Origin of the sequence: Cytobacillus spartinae (assembly GCF_042865285.1) — a bacterium.
In the GTDB taxonomy this organism is placed as follows: domain Bacteria; phylum Bacillota; class Bacilli; order Bacillales; family Cytobacillaceae; genus Robertmurraya_A; species Robertmurraya_A spartinae.
This window is the reverse complement of the sequence record NZ_JBIACK010000003.1, coordinates 259296-275960: the sequence shown is the minus strand read 5'-3', so window position 1 is coordinate 275960 and position 16665 is coordinate 259296. Positions and strand designations below refer to the sequence as shown.

Genomic DNA, 16665 nt, shown 5'->3' with positions numbered 1-16665 from the left:
CTGTCACTTCTCCATTTAGTCATTTTTACCGACAGAAATCGAGAAAGGACAGGGAAGTTTAATAAAAAAGGAAAGAAATTAACCTTAAGAATTTATTTCTTCCCTTTTTTATTATCTATTGTAAAGTCTTTGTTCACTAATGTTTGACTAACCTACATACGTGTTAATGACATTTCGATTTATTACTGAGTTTCTTGTTAAATGAACTTCTTTCAACAGCGATCCGTCCTCGGAATTAGGATCAGGTAAATTTAAATTATTTATATATCCTGGTGGTGTTCCCTCAAGTAATACATATCCTCCTAGCTTTAGTGTTTCTCGAGGTTCTTCCCAAATGACTATGCCTTCTTCATTAGTCATTCCTATCATTTTTACCTCATCAATAAATAGACCAGTGCTACTGTCTAAGTAGTCTTCAAATGTTACGTCTGCGATGTCAATCCCACTTAGCTCTCTGGCAAGAATAAAGGTAATGTTTTCTGGATTACCTGCTCTTGGACCACCAACCATTATTTTGGTAACGTTAATGTTATCTTGAGGTACTGTTGGTACTGCTGTTCCAATAGTAAAGTTTGTGCGTAATGTTAAATCTTCTTCTGGTGGGAAGGTAGGATCGGTACTCATAGTGACAAAGTATCTAGCACTATAATTGTTAGTTGTTCTAAAAAGTGTTGCTGTGTATAGGTTGAATACTGATGTTTCAGGACCAATCACCACTTCACCTTCTCCAAGTAAACGACTGCTGCCTGATTGTTCTACTCTCACATAGTAGGTGGTTGGTACAATAATTGGTGTATATTCAACTAAATTCTCAACGTTTATCATTACTTCTTCTGGACTTGTGTAAACTTCTTGGGTTGGATAGATTAATTCAATTTCTGGTACGGCAGTAACTGTTAATTGTGAATAAGCTTGAAACCCACCTTCAACTGTTTCAATAGTTATAACTGCAAAACCAGGTGAAATTGCTTTAACTAATCCATCTTCCGAGACGGTTGCAACATTGTTATCGGAAGAACGCCAAGTCAAAGTTTGTGTTGTAGCATTCTCTGGGGTAACAGTTGCAGTTAACTGTAATTCTCCACCCACATACAAAGACGAAGTTTGTGGTTCTACATGTACTCCTGTAACTGGAACAGCATCTTGACTAGAATCTACTGCAATTAGTAACTCAGCAGTTAGGACGGTATTTTCTACATTTCCAATTAGTGTGTAAGAAGTACCAGGATCTGAGGGTATTTCAAATGTATTTCCCACCGGTTGGCCAGTTTCTGTTTCCCACGTTACTGGTACACTCTTTGTCATATTATCACTTAAAACTACAGAAACAGTTTCAGGAAGTACAACTAGTTCACCACTAATAGCAGTAATTGGTTGGGGGTTAATTACTTGTTCTATACTGACAACTCTTACTATAATTGAATCAGAAAATCCCCCTTCATCTGTAGTTACTGAAATAAGAGCTTCTCCTTCAGAAATTGCATTTACTATTCCTTGATCGTTAACAGTAGCAACAGATGGTGTGTTGCTATTCCAAGAAACAGATTGGTTATTTGCATTCTCAGGAAGTACCGTTGCAGTTAGTTCTCCTTGTTCACCCTCAAATAATCGAAATGGTTCAATATTATCTATTCTAATGCCTGCAACAGGTATATCACTTGCTACATATTCTAAGGTTTCTGTCACATAGCTTTGGCTACCTTTTAAGCGAATTTGTTTAGCTGGGGTAATAAAGCCGGGGACATCTTCTCCTTTAATAACAACATCTCCACTCGGGTCTGTTTGAAAGGTTGCCACATTATCAATTGTACGGACGACTGTTACAACATCTTCTCTTATTAGGGAGACATTGACTTCATCAGGATGCTCGGCACCATCAGGCCATTGCACAGTAACAGAAAGAATAACCTGTCCAGGATCAGTACCAGGATCAGGTCTACCACGATCAACATATCTAGTGATGTCGCTAGTTCTTATAGTGACGATATCCTTTCCACCTTGAGTATTGTCTACTTCTAATCTGATGAAGTCTTCTTGTACTTCTACTAATACCCCTGAAACTGCTTCCAATTGGGAAGTTGTATAAACCTCTAATTGCCTTCCAATAAGATTACTAAGGGGTTCAGTTAAAGGGTCTTCTTCACCACACCCTTGGTCACTAGCTGGCACAAATCCAATAATATCTTTTATTCGATATACACCAATCTTTGATTCTTGGGAATTATCATGCCCTGATGATAATTCCATTCTTACAATCTCTTCAGTTACTTCTATTAATTTTCCGGTAATATTTGGTCTTCGTGCAGCAGGGGGACTTGCAGGGATTATTAACTGAATTCTTTTGTTAATCATAGCTCTCAAGAGTCTTTCAAACTCTGAGCACATTCTTATGCCCAAAATATTCACTCCTTTTAGTATAATTAGTACAATTTATGAGTAATTTGGAAATATGTAAGTGTTGAAGCCTATTTAACTGATAATTAGCTTATCTTTATCATCATATATTATTGTGAAGTATTTCACTTAAAGTATCGATTTCTTATCTACGGTATCGCCTTCAAAAGAGTAATAGAATGCACCTTCTATATTTGTGCACATGTATACCAGGATTAGGATTTGACGTGGAGGCAATATGGGTCCTATTTATACTACAAACACAGCAGTTATTTGCAGTATAGTTAAAAGATGGATTTTATATTGAGGGAAATACTATGCTGTGGTTCCTCGCTACCCTATTTTTAGTATGACTTAGTTATATCGTTTGTCCTAAGATAACGTGCCAATTGCTACTCGTATTATGCATATTTGTATACAAGAAGAAACACACCACTATCCTTAAATCGAGAAGTGACAGGCACTTTTACCAGAAAGGCCGTGATGGAATTTGAGAGGTTATGAGGCAATGCTATTTGATCTAGATGATACCTTGCTTAATAGGGAAAAGGCAGTAGAGAACATGTTCTTGCTAATTTTAGAAAAGTGTTATGGGGTTGTTAAACATTCAACAGAAAAGAAAATGCTACAAAAATTCAAAGATTATGATAAAAGAGACTATGGAAATAATGAAAAAGTAAGAGTTTTGGAGTCTTTTTTTGATGAATTCCCACCAAAGTATAGATTAGCACAAAGTTCCATTCAAGATTTTTGGAATCATCATTTTCCTCAATGCTTTTCCATAAACCAAGATACTATAAATATTGTAAATACGATAAAGAGGTATGTTAAAGTGGCCATTATAACAAACGGCTCAACTCAGAGGCAAAAAGCAAAGATCATCAACACTAATTTACATAGTTGTTTTGAAACTATCCTTATTTCTGAAGAAGTGGGGTTTAGTAAACCCGACAAACGCATATTTGAATTTGCATTAAATAAGCTTAATGTGCAACCGGAAGCTGCACTATTCGTTGGAGATGACATCGAAAAGGATATTCGTGGTTGTCAAAATGCAAATATAAAGGGCATATGGCTCAACCCTCATAGGATCAAAAATGATACCGGGATTAAACCGTATGATGAGATCAGGTCCTTTGAAAGATTGCTAAGTTATTTTACATAAGTTCGTATACTTGAAAATTTATAGTTTAACATGACAGAGATATGTAATTTTAAGGCGTATAAGGATAATCATGTGAAGGTCAATGTACATAAAGTCTAGTTAGGGCAGTCGCCTCTTATTTTAACGACGTAGTTTAGCTTGAAGGAAAAACGAATAGTTGTGGCGAACAACAGACTAACAAATTAGATTCAAAGTGAGGGCCTACAATGCTTGAATTAAAAAACCGCTTAAATGAATTTACCAAAATGCATGACGAGTTTATCCTCGATTGGAACCAGGCAATGAGTTCAGGGGACACATCCTCAGTAGAAAGAATGACAGAGGATTACTATGTAGCTTTCTTTAATAGTGGAAGTGGAAAACCAATTTTTTTCACCAAACAGGAAGCTGTAAGTGGTATGGAGCAATCAGTTAAACATTTTTTAGGTGCAAGTAAGAGGTTTGAAAATAGAGTCATTCGATTAAGAAATAACGAAAGTGCCGTAGTGTTTTATGAGCAATTGATTGTAAAAGAGGAGCAAGTATTAGCACGGTTATTCACCATTGAAAATTGGAGATTGATTAACGATAAATGGATGATTACTAGAGAAACAGAAGAACCGATCAATTAAGTTTATATTCTACTAAAAGGTAGAGTTTAGGTTTATGATAAGTACTTGTCACTCCTCAACTTTTGTCAAAGTCACCGACAGTATTCGAGGAGTGACAGGCACTTTTACCCCGGTAAAGGTACTTACTTTTTTAAACCCATTGTTTACTTTTTTGCCTCACCTTATTATGATATCGTCCAATCGGTATGACAGAAGGGGAGCCCGAAACGGGGTCTTCGATGACCGTGCAGTGAAGACCGAAAATGTCCTCAATCAATGAGCTTGATATCACCTCTGATGGCTCACCCTCTGCAACTAGCTTTCCTCTATGAAGAGCAAATATATGGTCAGCATAACGGGCAGACAAGTTAATATCATGAAGGACCATGACTATTGTTGTTCCGAGTTTTTGGTTTAGGTCTGTCAGTAGGTCAAGGATTTCAACTTGATAGGTAATATCTAAATAGGTGGTCGGTTCATCAAGAAACAGGATGTCTGTTTGTTGTGCTAGAGCCATTGCAATCCACACACGCTGTCTTTGACCGCCTGAAAGTTCATCAATATGTCGATCCGCAAATTCAGTAATCTTCATAATCTCCATTGCCTCAGCAACCGCTTCATAATCTTTTTTTGACCAGCCTTTTAGAAACGATTGATGTGGATACCTTCCTCTTCCAACCAAATCTGCTACGGTTATTCCCTCAGGAACAATAGGGGATTGCGGCAAAAGCCCTAACACACGGGCTAGCTGCTTCGGAGGTATTTTTTGAATCGGTTTTCCGTCCAACGTAACTTGCCCAGATGTAGGTTTAATCAGCCTAGCCATCGTTTTAAGTAATGTCGATTTTCCACACCCATTGGATCCAATGATAATGCTGATTTTATTGCTAGGAATTGAAATGCTTACATCGTGTAAAATGGTGTTATTATCGTATCCAGCAGTGATTCCTTCAGATTGAAAAGTATGTGTCGGTTTCATTATAAATCTCCCTTTCGATTCATTCGGATTAGCAAGTAGATCAAGTATGGTGCCCCAAGAATACCTGTTATAACACCAACAGGGTATCTAGCAGTGAATGCAAATTGCCCAATAAGATCGGATGCTAAAACTAAAATGATGCCAACAAGTCCTGCTGGAATAACGCCTGAAAACCCAACACCAACTAATCTTTTTGCGATGGGTCCAGAAAGGAATGCGACAAAGGCAATGGGTCCTGTTGTAGCGGTAGCTAAGGCAATGATAAGAACAGAACTGATAATAAGGACAAGTCTGGTCTTATCTGTATGGATTCCCAGTGAAGTAGCTGCTTGCTCCCCAAGTTCTAACATATCTAATCGTCTCCCAAGTCCGATTATAATTGGGGCAAAAATTAGAACGGTAATCATAAGAGGGTAAAGGTTTTCCATCTTAGCTCCATTTAGACTACCACTTAACCATCTCATTGCAGTAGGAATATCGTGTTGCTGACCGATAAGTAGCAAATAGGAAATAATAGCGTTTAACATCGCTTGAATTCCGATTCCTACTAATATTAATCTACCAATTGAAAAAGAAGTTCCTCTCGATAATAAGAAAATAATTATCACTGTAGCGAGTCCACCGATCACAGAAGCGATCGATACAACCGTATTACTTGCTTGAAGAACAATGATACAAAAAACAGCGGCTGCACTTGAACCAGCTGTTATTCCAATCACATTTGGGTTTGCCAAAGGATTTCGTAACATGGTCTGAAAGACATATCCAGAAACTCCAAACGCAAATCCAGCAAAAATACCTGCAATCATTCTCGGAAAACGAATCGTACCGACTGCAAATGTTGCACCTTTCACGTCCTCACCAAGTAGAACACGTATTACATCCTGAACGGGATAAATCGTGTTTCCGAGCATAAGCATTGTGCAGCAAAGTGCGAAAGCAATCATTGCAAGGATGGAAGTCACGAGTATAAAACGACGACGTCTCTTGGTTCTACCTACCATAATAAGATTCACGGATTCATTCATCATAACGCACGCATTTTCGCTTTCATAGTTATTAAGATTAAGATAGGAGCCCCGATAAATGCAGTCACTACCCCGACTTCAAGCTCACCAGGTGAACCGATTAGCCTGCCACACACATCCGATATCGTTAAAATAACCGCACCTGAAAGAGCTGACATCGGAATAATATATCGCAAATCAGGTCCAATTAGAAGTCGCATCACGTGGGTAGCTAGTAAACCGATAAAGCCAATAGGACCTGCTAATGCTGTTGCTACACCACACAATAGAACGCCACCAAAAGCAGCAATAAGTCTAAGTGTGCCAGTTCGTACACCTAAACCAGTAGCAGCTTCATCACCCAATGCCAATGCATTCAGTGCAGGAGCTGTGAGTAACGCGATTAATATCCCTATAATTAGAAAAGGAATAAAGATCGTGATAGAGTTCCAGTTTCCTGCCCCAACACTACCAACCTGCCAAAATCTAAATTGATCCATCACGTTTGTGCGGGGGATCATAATGGCCATTACAAGAGACGAAAGGGCAGCACTTGTAGCAGCACCCGCTAAAACGAGTTTGAGGGGCGTGGCACCGCCACTCCCCATCGAACCAATTCCGAATACAAAAATGGCAGTTAAAATTGCTCCTGCTAATGCAAACCAAATGTATTGACTAGCCGTACCCATATTGAAAAAGGATATTCCACAAACGACGAATAGTGCTGCCCCTGTGTTAACTCCTAATATGCTGGGATCTGCAATAGGGTTGCGGGTAACCGATTGCATAAGAGCCCCGGAGACTCCTAATGCAGCCCCACACATGATACAAAATACAGTTCTAGCAATCCTATGGCGAACCACACTTGCTCCGTGTGATTGTACATCAGGATGGAATAAACCATTCATTAGTTCTGTCCATCCCACCGTACGAGACCCAAAAGCAAGAGAAGCCAATACGCTTATACCGAGTAAAATCATAGAAAGAATCAATACTTTTATGAGGTTTTTCGGAATAAGAAACTGCTTATTTTCTGAAACGGATATGTTAGCCATTATTTCAACTTGCTTACAGCTTCTGAAAGTAAAGTTAAATACTCGTCAATTGAGTATTGAATCGCAAGTGGGTTTGGATTTCCAGCCGCTGCAAGTGGAGTGTTATCTCCAATGATAACAACAGAACCTCTCTCTACTGCAGGGATTTTTCCAAGGATAGGATCAGCTTGTAGAGCGGCAAGAGTATCATCGTTCCCATATGATACGAAAATATCAGCATCATTAAGCATATCTGCATTTTCAGCACTTACTTCAATATAGAAACTACCCTCAGGAACTTGACTTGTAATACTTTCAGGGTATTCCATTCCTAACTCAGCAAGGAACGCACCACGTGGATCTGTTGGTGAGTAGATATAGAACTTCGATAAATCAGCAGCGTTAAGACTTACGAATGCAGCTTTTTTTCCTTTGAGTTCAGGGTGTTCATTTGCTTTATCTTGAATTAATTTCTCTGTATCAGCAATAAGTTGTTTGCCTTCTTCTTCCATTCCCATCCCCATTGAATTGTATGTCACTTGTTCACGCCATGAAGCTACCCAAGGACTAGTTTGATAAGCAACAACTGGGGCGATTTGACTTAATGTTTCATATTCTTCTGGAGTAATACCGGAGTATGCTGCAAGAATAACATCTGGATTAGCATCTGAAATTGCTTCAAAATCTAGACCGTCCGTATCTTGGAAGATAGTAGGGTTCTCTTCCCCAAGTTCTTTTAGTTTTTCTGCAGTCCAAGGTAACATTCCGCTATCATCTTGAACTCCATAGTTTGCAGCTGAGAAACCAACAGGAACTACACCAAGAGCAAGAACAACATCATGATTTGCCCACGAAATCGAAACAACACGTTCAGGCTTTTCTTCAATTACCGTTTCACCCAATGCATGCTTGATTGTAATTGGATATTCAGTTTTTGATTCTTCTTCAGAAGTAGCTGTTTCTGTTTTAGACTCTTCGGTTGAAGCTGATTCGGATTCTGTACTTGTTTCCTGACTTGAACAACCAACTAGAGCAACCATAAGCATGGTCATAAGTAATGTAGTGATGAATAAGATCTTTTGTTTAGCCTTCATTTTAAATCCCTTCCTTAATACGTTGATGTGATTGAAAATTGTTATCAGTGATAATAATTATCATTATCATCATTTTATAATAGATTGTCAACTAAATATTTTAATTGTCACACAAGCGACAAAATTTCGGATAAAAAAGGGAGAGAAGAAGGTGAGTTACCGTGCCTCAGTAAAGCTAAGATAGTGAAGCTGTCCCCTTGTTCCAGAAGAAGGAAAAACAAGTTTCTTTGTGGAATACATATATTAAAAATCCTAGTTCAATTCATGAATGAAAAGATATGTAAGGAGATTCGTCACATGCATGACGTAAATGAAAAAGGGAATATCAAGGTTGCTAAGGCTTCGCATTGTGAAGAAGCCGGTCAGGGCAGGGATGCATTAGCCTCTCGTCTACTAAAAGCTAGGAAAGCTTATAGGGAAGGTTTTTTTTCCGATGCTAAAGAAAGCATAGAAGAGGCTTTTGTACTTTATAAAAACTATGTGGACAGAGAGCCACCTTTGAGTGTACAGCTCATGTTTGGGAATGTTTTAGAAAAAAGCGGTAATCTAAAACATGCGTTAACCCTTTTTAATAAGCAATACATGCAGCATCATTCTATATATGCCTTTATAAGAGTAGGATATATCAGTATTGATCTTCGTGATTTATCACTTTTGAAGCAATATGAGAATTCTTACTTAAAACGTCTCCATTCTCCGTCAGTCTCTACATTTGAGAAGTTACAACTCCAAGTGATTTTAGGATATTTTTACTCTTATACTGGCCGAGATACATCGCTTATTCATGAGATGGTCCGGTATCATAAAGCGAACAGTATGATGCTTAGAGAAAAGTTGAAAATAGAAGACTATATACGCTGGATATACAATCTGCATATTCTACAGTTGCTGAACGGTAGTACCTGGGAAGAAAGGGCCCCATTCATCTATGAAGCAGAATCTTTGGCGGAGCAGAGCCACCAACCATCTATGTTAATGAACATCTATAACCTAATGGGAATTGGATTATTGGAAGAGAACGTTATTAAAGCTAAGGAGTACATGCTAAAGTCTAGGGATCTAGCATTAAAGTTAGGAAATAAACAACATGAGATGGCAACCAATTCAAATCTATTTATGTTCTATCAGTATTTGGGGGACACCAGCCATGCCCTAGAGTTGGCCGATCAATCAAAAGCGCTAGGAAAATCCATCAATTCAAACTTCAATGAAATGAATTTGGTAAAGCTTTACTATCTCATTGAGGATTATCCTCGAGCGTTAAAGCTGATTCATGAATTAAAACCTAATCTGAGGAGTACAAACCTGACGATTGCTAGAGTGGATGCACTAGTTTTTCAATTTAAAATCTACTTAAGACAAAATGAAGAAAAGAAAGCAAAGAGGCTTTGGCCCTTTGTCAAAAAAATGTGCGAAAAACATAAGGATCAAGTTAATCAATTATTACTTCAATGCCAATATGATTCTTTACTTAAGCAGTATGATCAAACCATTTCAATTGCAACTAAATGCCTCGAAAAAGAAAACCTAACTGTAGAATTAAAGATAGAATTTTTAATGATTCTATTAGACTCATTAATCAAAACAGGCCAGGAAGAAGCCTTCGCAAAGTATGTGTATTCCTTTGAGAAGTTGGTTTATAACAAAGGTTACTTTGGTTATCTGAGCTATGTCTATTATTATAAGGGATTGTTTTACTTGGAAACTAAGTCTTATATCCAAGCCAGGCTATATTTTATTAGGGCAAAGAGTTATTTTACTAGGGTCACAAATCTTTTGAGACAAACAGAAATGGAACGAAATATAAAAGCAATTGATCAACTATTGTTAGAAATCTCATCAAATAAGCAGCTAGAATTAATGAATCTTCTAACCAACAATGAAATCATGTTTGACAGCATTCGATTGGTTCATTCTGCTAATCACCTAGAGGATGTCTGTAAAAATATAACGAAGGTTTTACATGAAAATATGACGTTCGATGAAGTTTACTTTCATTTTATTATCGATAGAAAAAGGACGAAGACTTTATTTGTCAGTGATAAGCTGCAAAGTGAAGAGGTGACTGATGAAAAAGTGGACGCAACCTTAACGAAGGTGATTAAAGAAAAGAGAGTAAGTCATTTACAGTTCGGCAACTCGTATTTTAATGGTTTTCCGATTTTCTCCAATGAGAAGGAGGTTGTAGCCATTGTTCTGATAAAGAATCAAAAAATTCTTTCTGGTGAAAGCTTCTATTATCTAGAACAATTTTTGCAATTTACCTCTCCAAAGATTGAAAATGTCATCTTTAACGAGTTAGTCCATGTGGATGATTTGACGAACCTATATAACCGAAACTTTTTCATTAAAAGGTTGCAAGAAGAGTTTCATAAAACAACTGATTACCAAAACGACCTCTCTTTTATTATGTTAGATATTGATAATTTTAGATACGTCAATAACCAGTTCGGTCATGCAGAAGGGGATCGTATTTTGGAGAAGGTGGCTAAAGCCATCCAGCATTCTGTACGCAGTGGCGATATTGTTGGCCGTTATGGTGGGGAGGAATTAATTGTGATTCTACCTAACACCTATTCCGAGATGGCCATGGGGGTAGCCCACCGCATTCTAAATGAAATACGGAAAATATATGTGAACGATACGTACCAGATAACAGCAAGTGTAGGTGTATCGAGTGTTGATAAGGATTCTCCTACCACGATGCAGGAGCTCATAGACAAAGCTGATCTTGCAGAAAGGTATGCCAAAGAGCAAGGTAAGAATCGTGTGTGTTGTTATTGGGAGATTAGTTGAAGCTGGAAAAAAGGTATGAGGGACAGGTTACCTCTACCATAAACTTCCGGCAAAAATGGATCAGTACTAGTCCATTTTAGATGAGGAAAACTAATCATTAATAGAATTTCTAAGTTATATACCTTAAAGGAGGAGACTCTATGAAACTAGGAGCATTTTCTATTAGTCTAAATGTTAAAGACATTCATCGATCAAAAGAATTCTACGAGAACTTAGGATTTAAAACGTTAGGCGGGGATATCAATCAAAATTGGCTTATTATGAAAAATGAACATACGGTAATTGGGCTTTTTCAAGGAATGTTTGAGAAAAATTTACTGACGTTTAACCCAGGATGGAATCAAAATGCTGAAAATCTAGAAGATTTTACAGATGTCCGAAAACTGCAACAGGAGTTAAAGAAAAAGGGAGTTAAATTAATCAAAGAAGCTGATGAATCAACAGAAGGACCAGCATTTATTACAATAGAAGATCCTGATGGGAATCCCATTTTAATTGATCAACACCGATAAAGGGCCACAGAAGTAAAAAGAGAAAAGGCATATTAAACATGCCTTTTCTCTATTAATAATGCGTTCTATTTTGCATTTACATCTGGTTGATGAATGCCAAAGATATTACCTTCTGTATCCTTAAAGTATCCCTGCCACGCCATACCAGGTAAAGCGTACTTTGGCAGTGCTACCATACCGCCATTATCAAGAATTTTTGCTTCAATACTATCATAATCTTCTACTCCCATTGTACATGAAAAGCCATTTAAAGGCTGATTCGGTGCTGGTGCAGGACCTTGTCGTTGCATTAAAGCCCCGTTAATTCCCGGCTGTTCTTCTCCGCCGGTTACTGCTCCAAAATAAGGCATTCCAGCATATTCGCTCCAATCTTGAAATGACCATCCAAATACTTCCCCATAGAACTTTTTCGCACGTTCCATGTCATCTACGTGAATTTCAAAATGTACTAATCTCCCCATGTGTACCTCCTTATTTTTCATAATTATAGTAATTAGTATGTCTACCTTACATTGTCCACAGACCTAATAGAAAGTAAATTTTTCATTCAAGGGAACTGGTATATCGGCTAGCAAAGAGTGGGATCCTGATCCTTCAAGCTGCAAGCAAATTTATTACAGTACTTTTCAAACAAGAAATCAAACTTCACACGGAGGAGCTTACGTTTATAACTTAGTAAGTAGGGTATATAAACAGAAATACCTTGAAGGAGGGATTAAAGTGACAGTATTCACTACTATAGCAATAATCGTAATCCTTTTGGTAATTTGGAAAGTTTATTCGACAGTAATCTGGAAAACAGTTATGACGGGTTCCGATTTACACTCAGAAGAGAACATTAGAGAAAAATACGAACAGCTTAAATCAGAAGGGATTCGCTGTAAATTAAAATCTGAAATCCAGAATAGAAGTGTAGCCACTACTGATTTAAGGATAAATAGTCACCATCAGCCCAATCCAACAGTATTAAAATTATTGGTTCATCGTAAAGATAAGCACAAAATAAATGAACTTGTCTAAAGAGAAGAGGAGTACCCAGATCATGAGTGGGTACTCTCTTTTTTACCACAGTTTATCTAGAATATCAGAGCGAAGAAGATTCGTGTCAATATTACAAGTATCTCCATCAATTCCGTATTGCCAAATGGTTACATTCACAAAATCAGGAACCTCTGGACGAAAGGATGGGGCGTTTTCTTTAGTTGTTATTCCAACATATGGCTCTGAGCTATGCCAGATGGCAATTTCCGAAGAATCCTTAATATTTGTTAAGAGATCTTCGTAAGCAATTGTTAACGGTTCCCCTTCACTAAAAATCCCATAGAAACCAACTAGATAAGGAGAATCCATTATTGTTTCATACCAGCCTAATAGAAAGCTAGAGTCTACTGGATAAGTGGGTTCAATATCGGCGAAAATGTAGATTCCTTCCGGCACCTCATTTTCTTGTGCATATTGAATGGCTGTTTCCGCTTCACTAACACCTTTCTCATAGCCGGTAGCATCTGTAAAGTGATTATAGATGGGGATAATCTTAATATCTCTTTCCTTGAAAAAAGAGACTTCTTCTGCGGTGATTCCATACGACACACCCTCCTTTGTTTCAAGGTATCTACCGAATGCAGCAGGCTCACCGTAATTTTGCTCCACACACCCAAAAAAAAGCTCGTCTACTATACTAGCAGTATCTAACCCCCAAACATATTCGGGGTTGTCCTCGTTGTGTACAGCTTCATCAGCGTTCTCATCCTCGCTACTTCCGGAATCAACAGTGTTTTCATCCACGCTGTCTCCTGCATCATCAGTATTTTCGTCCTCACTGTCTCCCGCTTCATCAGCATTTTGTTCCACACCGTTTTGCTCTTCAATAGGTGTAGATGTTTCCTCAGAGGAGTTCCACGAACAAGCGCTACCAATGGTAAGGATGAATACCCCTAGAACAATTAATAGCCATTTTTTTATTTTGAAAATTGTCTATTCACTCCCGATTGTTTGTAGTCATAAACAGACTATTCAAGTCGGGCGTAGGACGTATAGGTAACTGCATTAACGAGCTTTACAGAAATCTAACAATGTAATGACAAATGGTTTACAACATTTGAATGGTAAGTGTGGTCTATGTTAGTATGGGGGCCAAGCCTAATGAGAGGAGAGGGAATAGATGTTCAAACGAATTTTTACAGGCTTTTTACTAGTAGCAAGTTGTTTACTTGTGTTAGCAGCTTGCAGTAACAATCCATCAGATGAGGGGGCAGGCTCTGATGAAGAAGTGGTGGCTTCTGTAAACGGAAAGGAAATATATTTATCTGAATATAACTTAGCCGTAGATCAAACCAAGAAGAATTATGTTCAGCAAGGTATGGACGAATCATCTTTTAATGATGAGATGTTAGATGAATTAGAAAAGAATGTAATGGATCAATTAATTAACACAGAGCTTTTTACTCAACAAGCCCAGAACGCAGGGATTGAAGTAGAGGAAGAAGCTGTTGATGCCCAATTAAATCAATTAAAAGGACAATTTTCTGACGAGTCGCAATATAAAGAGGCTTTAGAAGCTAATAACTTAACAGAATCATCTCTAAAAGGAGATATTAAACAGGACCTTTTAGTCTCCCAATATGTGGAGTCAAATATAGGAACGCAGACGGCCTCAGAAGAAGAGGTACAAGCGAGGTATGAAATGGTGAAAGAAATGGCTAAGAGCCAAGAACAAGAAGTTCAAGAATTAGAGGAGATAAGAGCCCAACTTGAGCAAGAGGTAGTAGCACAAAAGCAACAAGTAGAAGTGGAAAAACTGATTGAAGAATTGAGAGATACAAATAAAATAGAGATATATTTGTAAAAAAATGCTTTTTGATGATTTTTCAGGCCCAGTTCCTTTTATAGGGATTGGGCCATTGAATATTAAGACAATATAGGTTCAATAGGAAGATAGACATTGATTTGAGTTCCTTTTCCAACTTCACTTGAAATATTCATTCTTCCTCCATGACTTTCTATGATCTTAGTGGTAGTCATCATTCCAAGACCAGTCCCTTTTTCTTTAGTTGTATAAAAAGGAAGACCTATCTTATTTAGAAATTCCTTTGGAATTCCGTAACCTTCATCAGCTATATGAATACAAATCTCCTTGTTAGAGGTCACAGCTAAATCAACTTTTATATCTCCACCGTTTGGCATTGCCTCAATTGCATTTTTCAATAAATTAATTAATACTTGTTTGATCTGATTCCCGATGCAATTAATAGGGGGGATTTTAGTAGAGTTTACTGTTATTAAAGTGTTATTAATAAGTGCTTGAGAGCTAAGTAGGGTAACTACGTGGTTCGTTAGCTCTTGAATGTTCTCTTGATGAAAGTTATGAGCCTGGGGTTTAGCATGTAGTAACAGTTCGCTTGTAATACTTTCAATTCTTGAAATTTCATCAGTCATAATATCGTAATAACTAGGTATTACTTCAAAAGATCCTTTCAAAAGTTGCAAAAATCCTTTAAGAGAGGTTAAGGGATTTCTAATTTCATGAGCAATGGATGCTGATAATTCTCCCACGACCGATAGCTTTTCTTGCCGCAAGAGTATATCTTCAGCCTGCTTTTGCGAAGTTAAATCCTTTGCAATTCCATATACTCCAACAATCTCGTTATCAACGATGATTGGAATGTTTGTCACACTAACAGGCACACTGTGACCTTCTTTATGTATAGCAATCGTTTCGTAATTTTGTGTTATCCCATTTGCTGCTCTATTAAAGTACTCATTTGTATGCTCTAAAAACTCTTCGGCTACTAATGGGGCGTAAGACAAACTCATGTATTCATCAGATGTATATCCAAGTAATTCTTCCATACCAGCGTTAACACTTAAATAGTTTCCCTCTAAATCGAAGGAAAAAACAGCATCAGGGTGTTGTTCAAACAAAGATTTATAATGCTGTTCATTTTCTAATACCTTTTGTTTCTTTGCGGTTATATCTTTGAAAAATACAGATAATCCATTTTGTGATGGATAAGCCCTTACATCAAACCATGCTAGCAGAGGTGGAAAATACGCTTCAAATGATACAGCAATCTGTTCTTTAGCAGCTTTATGATACATCTTATAAAATAGCAAGTCGACCGCTCCAGGAAACTCAGTCCAAATATTTTTATTAATTAAGTCTTCACGATCACGAAATAATAGTTGTGTAGCCTCTTTATTCACATATGTAAAATTCCATTCATTATCCAATGAGAAAAACCCATCCGTAATTCGATCTAAAATTTCAGCTGCATTTAATTCCATATTTTCCCTACCTTTATGAATAAGTTAGCTAAGAGTCTACAAAGTGAACTCCTTCTTAAATAGCCCCAAATTATTAAGCGTAGTTCGCTACATTATTTTATTATATAAATTCTACATGTTGGTTTAATTACCTTTATTAAATTTTGGGTCATCTAGTCTATATGAACTCTCTAATTGAAAGCACTAAGGTTAGATGCCCATGAATTTATTTAATAGTTGGTTGTTGCGTAAATATAGTGGATTTTTTGTGTATATCTGGACACTTTAAATAAGAAAGGAACAATTCAATTTGAGGTGAATTTATATGATATCGAGGCGGCACATATTATTTAATCTTACCATCATAATCATCCCATGGTTATCGTTACTATTTCTAGATAAACGTAATATCAAACGGTATATTCCAGCGAGTGTTATAATTGGAATTGTTGAATTTGTAAGTCACATTTATGGGCACAGAAACAAGTGGTGGAAATTTTATGATAAGCCAAAATCATTTATAAGGGATGAACTTCCTTTTGATATTGGTCCTTATGTTCCCCTTTCTATCTGGATTCTAAAGGCATCGTATGGAAACTTTAAAAAGTTTGTCCTACTTAATGCCACTGCTAATGCACTCTTTACGTTTGTTTTTATGCCTTTTCTTAAGAAAATTAAAATCATTCGGTTAAATCGATTAAATTACTTTCAATTCTTTTTCTACATCCATTACAAAGCATATTTATTATATGGAGCACAATATTTGTTCGAAAAGGTACGGCCTCAACGACTGGGCTCAAGATTTTAGGGTTAGAGGCTGCTTCGGGTAAA

At 37.3% G+C, this 16665-nt stretch carries 15 protein-coding genes; 7 read left to right on the top strand and 8 right to left on the bottom strand.

All coding sequences use genetic code 11. The annotated features are described in order from the left end of the window. Positions 1-147 precede the first annotated feature (147 nt). Positions 148-2397 carry an Ig-like domain-containing protein gene (locus ACFYKX_RS09235; protein WP_389360324.1) on the bottom strand — a complete coding sequence of 750 codons (2250 nt, stop codon included), beginning with the start codon at positions 2395-2397 and terminating at the stop codon, positions 148-150. A gap of 505 nt (positions 2398-2902) precedes the next feature. Between ACFYKX_RS09235 and ACFYKX_RS09230 the strand changes: the two genes are divergently transcribed. Beyond that, positions 2903-3559 (top strand): HAD family hydrolase, encoded by a 657-nt coding sequence (locus ACFYKX_RS09230; RefSeq protein ID WP_389360322.1) that lies wholly within the window; start codon positions 2903-2905, stop codon positions 3557-3559. A 206-nt stretch (positions 3560-3765) separates the two neighbouring features. Next, a complete protein-coding gene (locus tag ACFYKX_RS09225) occupies positions 3766-4170 on the top strand; it encodes a hypothetical protein (RefSeq protein ID WP_389360320.1) in 405 nt (134 codons plus the stop codon). Between the two features lie 130 nt (positions 4171-4300). Here ACFYKX_RS09225 and ACFYKX_RS09220 read toward each other — a convergent pair whose 3' ends face one another. From ACFYKX_RS09220 to ACFYKX_RS09205, 4 genes are read right to left on the bottom strand one after another with little or no spacing between them, the layout of a single operon-like run. After that, positions 4301-5128, bottom strand: a complete 828-nt coding sequence (locus ACFYKX_RS09220) for an ABC transporter ATP-binding protein (protein ID WP_389360318.1) — start codon at positions 5126-5128, stop codon at positions 4301-4303. Next, positions 5128-6159 (bottom strand): FecCD family ABC transporter permease, encoded by a 1032-nt coding sequence (locus ACFYKX_RS09215; RefSeq protein ID WP_389360316.1) that lies wholly within the window; start codon positions 6157-6159, stop codon positions 5128-5130. Before ACFYKX_RS09215 ends, ACFYKX_RS09220 begins: the two co-directional genes overlap by 1 nt. After that, positions 6156-7190, bottom strand: coding sequence for a FecCD family ABC transporter permease (locus ACFYKX_RS09210; protein ID WP_389360314.1), 1035 nt, complete (start codon positions 7188-7190; stop codon positions 6156-6158). Before ACFYKX_RS09210 ends, ACFYKX_RS09215 begins: the two co-directional genes overlap by 4 nt. Continuing rightward, positions 7190-8263: an iron-siderophore ABC transporter substrate-binding protein gene (locus ACFYKX_RS09205; protein ID WP_389360310.1), complete on the bottom strand. Its 1074-nt coding sequence runs from the start codon at positions 8261-8263 to the stop codon at positions 7190-7192. Before ACFYKX_RS09205 ends, ACFYKX_RS09210 begins: the two co-directional genes overlap by 1 nt. Before the next feature lie 297 nt (positions 8264-8560). Here ACFYKX_RS09205 and ACFYKX_RS09200 point away from each other — a divergent pair, with 297 nt between their 5' ends. Both ACFYKX_RS09200 and ACFYKX_RS09195 read left to right on the top strand, forming a co-directional pair. Further along, positions 8561-11059 (top strand): GGDEF domain-containing protein, encoded by a 2499-nt coding sequence (locus ACFYKX_RS09200; RefSeq protein ID WP_389360308.1) that lies wholly within the window; start codon positions 8561-8563, stop codon positions 11057-11059. A gap of 140 nt (positions 11060-11199) precedes the next feature. After that, positions 11200-11571, top strand: coding sequence for a VOC family protein (locus ACFYKX_RS09195; RefSeq protein WP_389360306.1), 372 nt, complete (start codon positions 11200-11202; stop codon positions 11569-11571). Positions 11572-11636: 65 nt separating this feature from the next. Here the strand turns inward: ACFYKX_RS09195 and ACFYKX_RS09190 are convergent, their stop codons facing one another. Next, complete coding sequence (locus ACFYKX_RS09190; protein ID WP_389360304.1) at positions 11637-12032, bottom strand: VOC family protein; 396 nt, start codon at positions 12030-12032, stop codon at positions 11637-11639. 259 nt (positions 12033-12291) lie between these two features. Between ACFYKX_RS09190 and ACFYKX_RS09185 the strand changes: the two genes are divergently transcribed. Then, positions 12292-12591, top strand: coding sequence for a hypothetical protein (locus tag ACFYKX_RS09185; RefSeq protein ID WP_389360302.1), 300 nt, complete (start codon positions 12292-12294; stop codon positions 12589-12591). A 42-nt stretch (positions 12592-12633) separates the two neighbouring features. Here ACFYKX_RS09185 and ACFYKX_RS09180 read toward each other — a convergent pair whose 3' ends face one another. Beyond that, positions 12634-13422 (bottom strand): glycoside hydrolase domain-containing protein, encoded by a 789-nt coding sequence (locus ACFYKX_RS09180; RefSeq protein WP_389360300.1) that lies wholly within the window; start codon positions 13420-13422, stop codon positions 12634-12636. Positions 13423-13732: 310 nt separating this feature from the next. Between ACFYKX_RS09180 and ACFYKX_RS09175 the strand changes: the two genes are divergently transcribed. Then, positions 13733-14416 carry a SurA N-terminal domain-containing protein gene (locus ACFYKX_RS09175; protein WP_389360298.1) on the top strand — a complete coding sequence of 228 codons (684 nt, stop codon included), beginning with the start codon at positions 13733-13735 and terminating at the stop codon, positions 14414-14416. A 62-nt stretch (positions 14417-14478) separates the two neighbouring features. Here ACFYKX_RS09175 and ACFYKX_RS09170 read toward each other — a convergent pair whose 3' ends face one another. Beyond that, positions 14479-15855 carry a PAS domain S-box protein gene (locus tag ACFYKX_RS09170; protein WP_389360296.1) on the bottom strand — a complete coding sequence of 459 codons (1377 nt, stop codon included), beginning with the start codon at positions 15853-15855 and terminating at the stop codon, positions 14479-14481. A gap of 304 nt (positions 15856-16159) precedes the next feature. Between ACFYKX_RS09170 and ACFYKX_RS09165 the strand changes: the two genes are divergently transcribed. Further along, a complete protein-coding gene (locus ACFYKX_RS09165; RefSeq protein ID WP_389360294.1) occupies positions 16160-16642 on the top strand; it encodes a hypothetical protein in 483 nt (160 codons plus the stop codon). Positions 16643-16665: the final 23 nt, after the last annotated feature.

What these genes read in the sequence shown, in the direction of transcription:
- ACFYKX_RS09230 (WP_389360322.1), top strand. Translation starts at nt 2,903, where the DNA reads ATGCTATTTGATCTAGATGATACCTTGCTTAATAGGGAAAAGGCAGTA.
- ACFYKX_RS09225 (WP_389360320.1), top strand. Translation starts at nt 3,766, where the DNA reads ATGCTTGAATTAAAAAACCGCTTAAATGAATTTACCAAAATGCATGAC.
- ACFYKX_RS09220 (WP_389360318.1), bottom strand. Translation starts at nt 5,128, where the DNA reads ATGAAACCGACACATACTTTTCAATCTGAAGGAATCACTGCTGGATAC.
- ACFYKX_RS09215 (WP_389360316.1), bottom strand. Translation starts at nt 6,159, where the DNA reads ATGATGAATGAATCCGTGAATCTTATTATGGTAGGTAGAACCAAGAGA.
- ACFYKX_RS09210 (WP_389360314.1), bottom strand. Translation starts at nt 7,190, where the DNA reads ATGGCTAACATATCCGTTTCAGAAAATAAGCAGTTTCTTATTCCGAAA.
- ACFYKX_RS09205 (WP_389360310.1), bottom strand. Translation starts at nt 8,263, where the DNA reads ATGAAGGCTAAACAAAAGATCTTATTCATCACTACATTACTTATGACC.
- ACFYKX_RS09200 (WP_389360308.1), top strand. Translation starts at nt 8,561, where the DNA reads ATGCATGACGTAAATGAAAAAGGGAATATCAAGGTTGCTAAGGCTTCG.
- ACFYKX_RS09195 (WP_389360306.1), top strand. Translation starts at nt 11,200, where the DNA reads ATGAAACTAGGAGCATTTTCTATTAGTCTAAATGTTAAAGACATTCAT.
- ACFYKX_RS09190 (WP_389360304.1), bottom strand. Translation starts at nt 12,032, where the DNA reads ATGGGGAGATTAGTACATTTTGAAATTCACGTAGATGACATGGAACGT.
- ACFYKX_RS09175 (WP_389360298.1), top strand. Translation starts at nt 13,733, where the DNA reads ATGTTCAAACGAATTTTTACAGGCTTTTTACTAGTAGCAAGTTGTTTA.
- ACFYKX_RS09170 (WP_389360296.1), bottom strand. Translation starts at nt 15,855, where the DNA reads ATGGAATTAAATGCAGCTGAAATTTTAGATCGAATTACGGATGGGTTT.
- ACFYKX_RS09165 (WP_389360294.1), top strand. Translation starts at nt 16,160, where the DNA reads ATGATATCGAGGCGGCACATATTATTTAATCTTACCATCATAATCATC.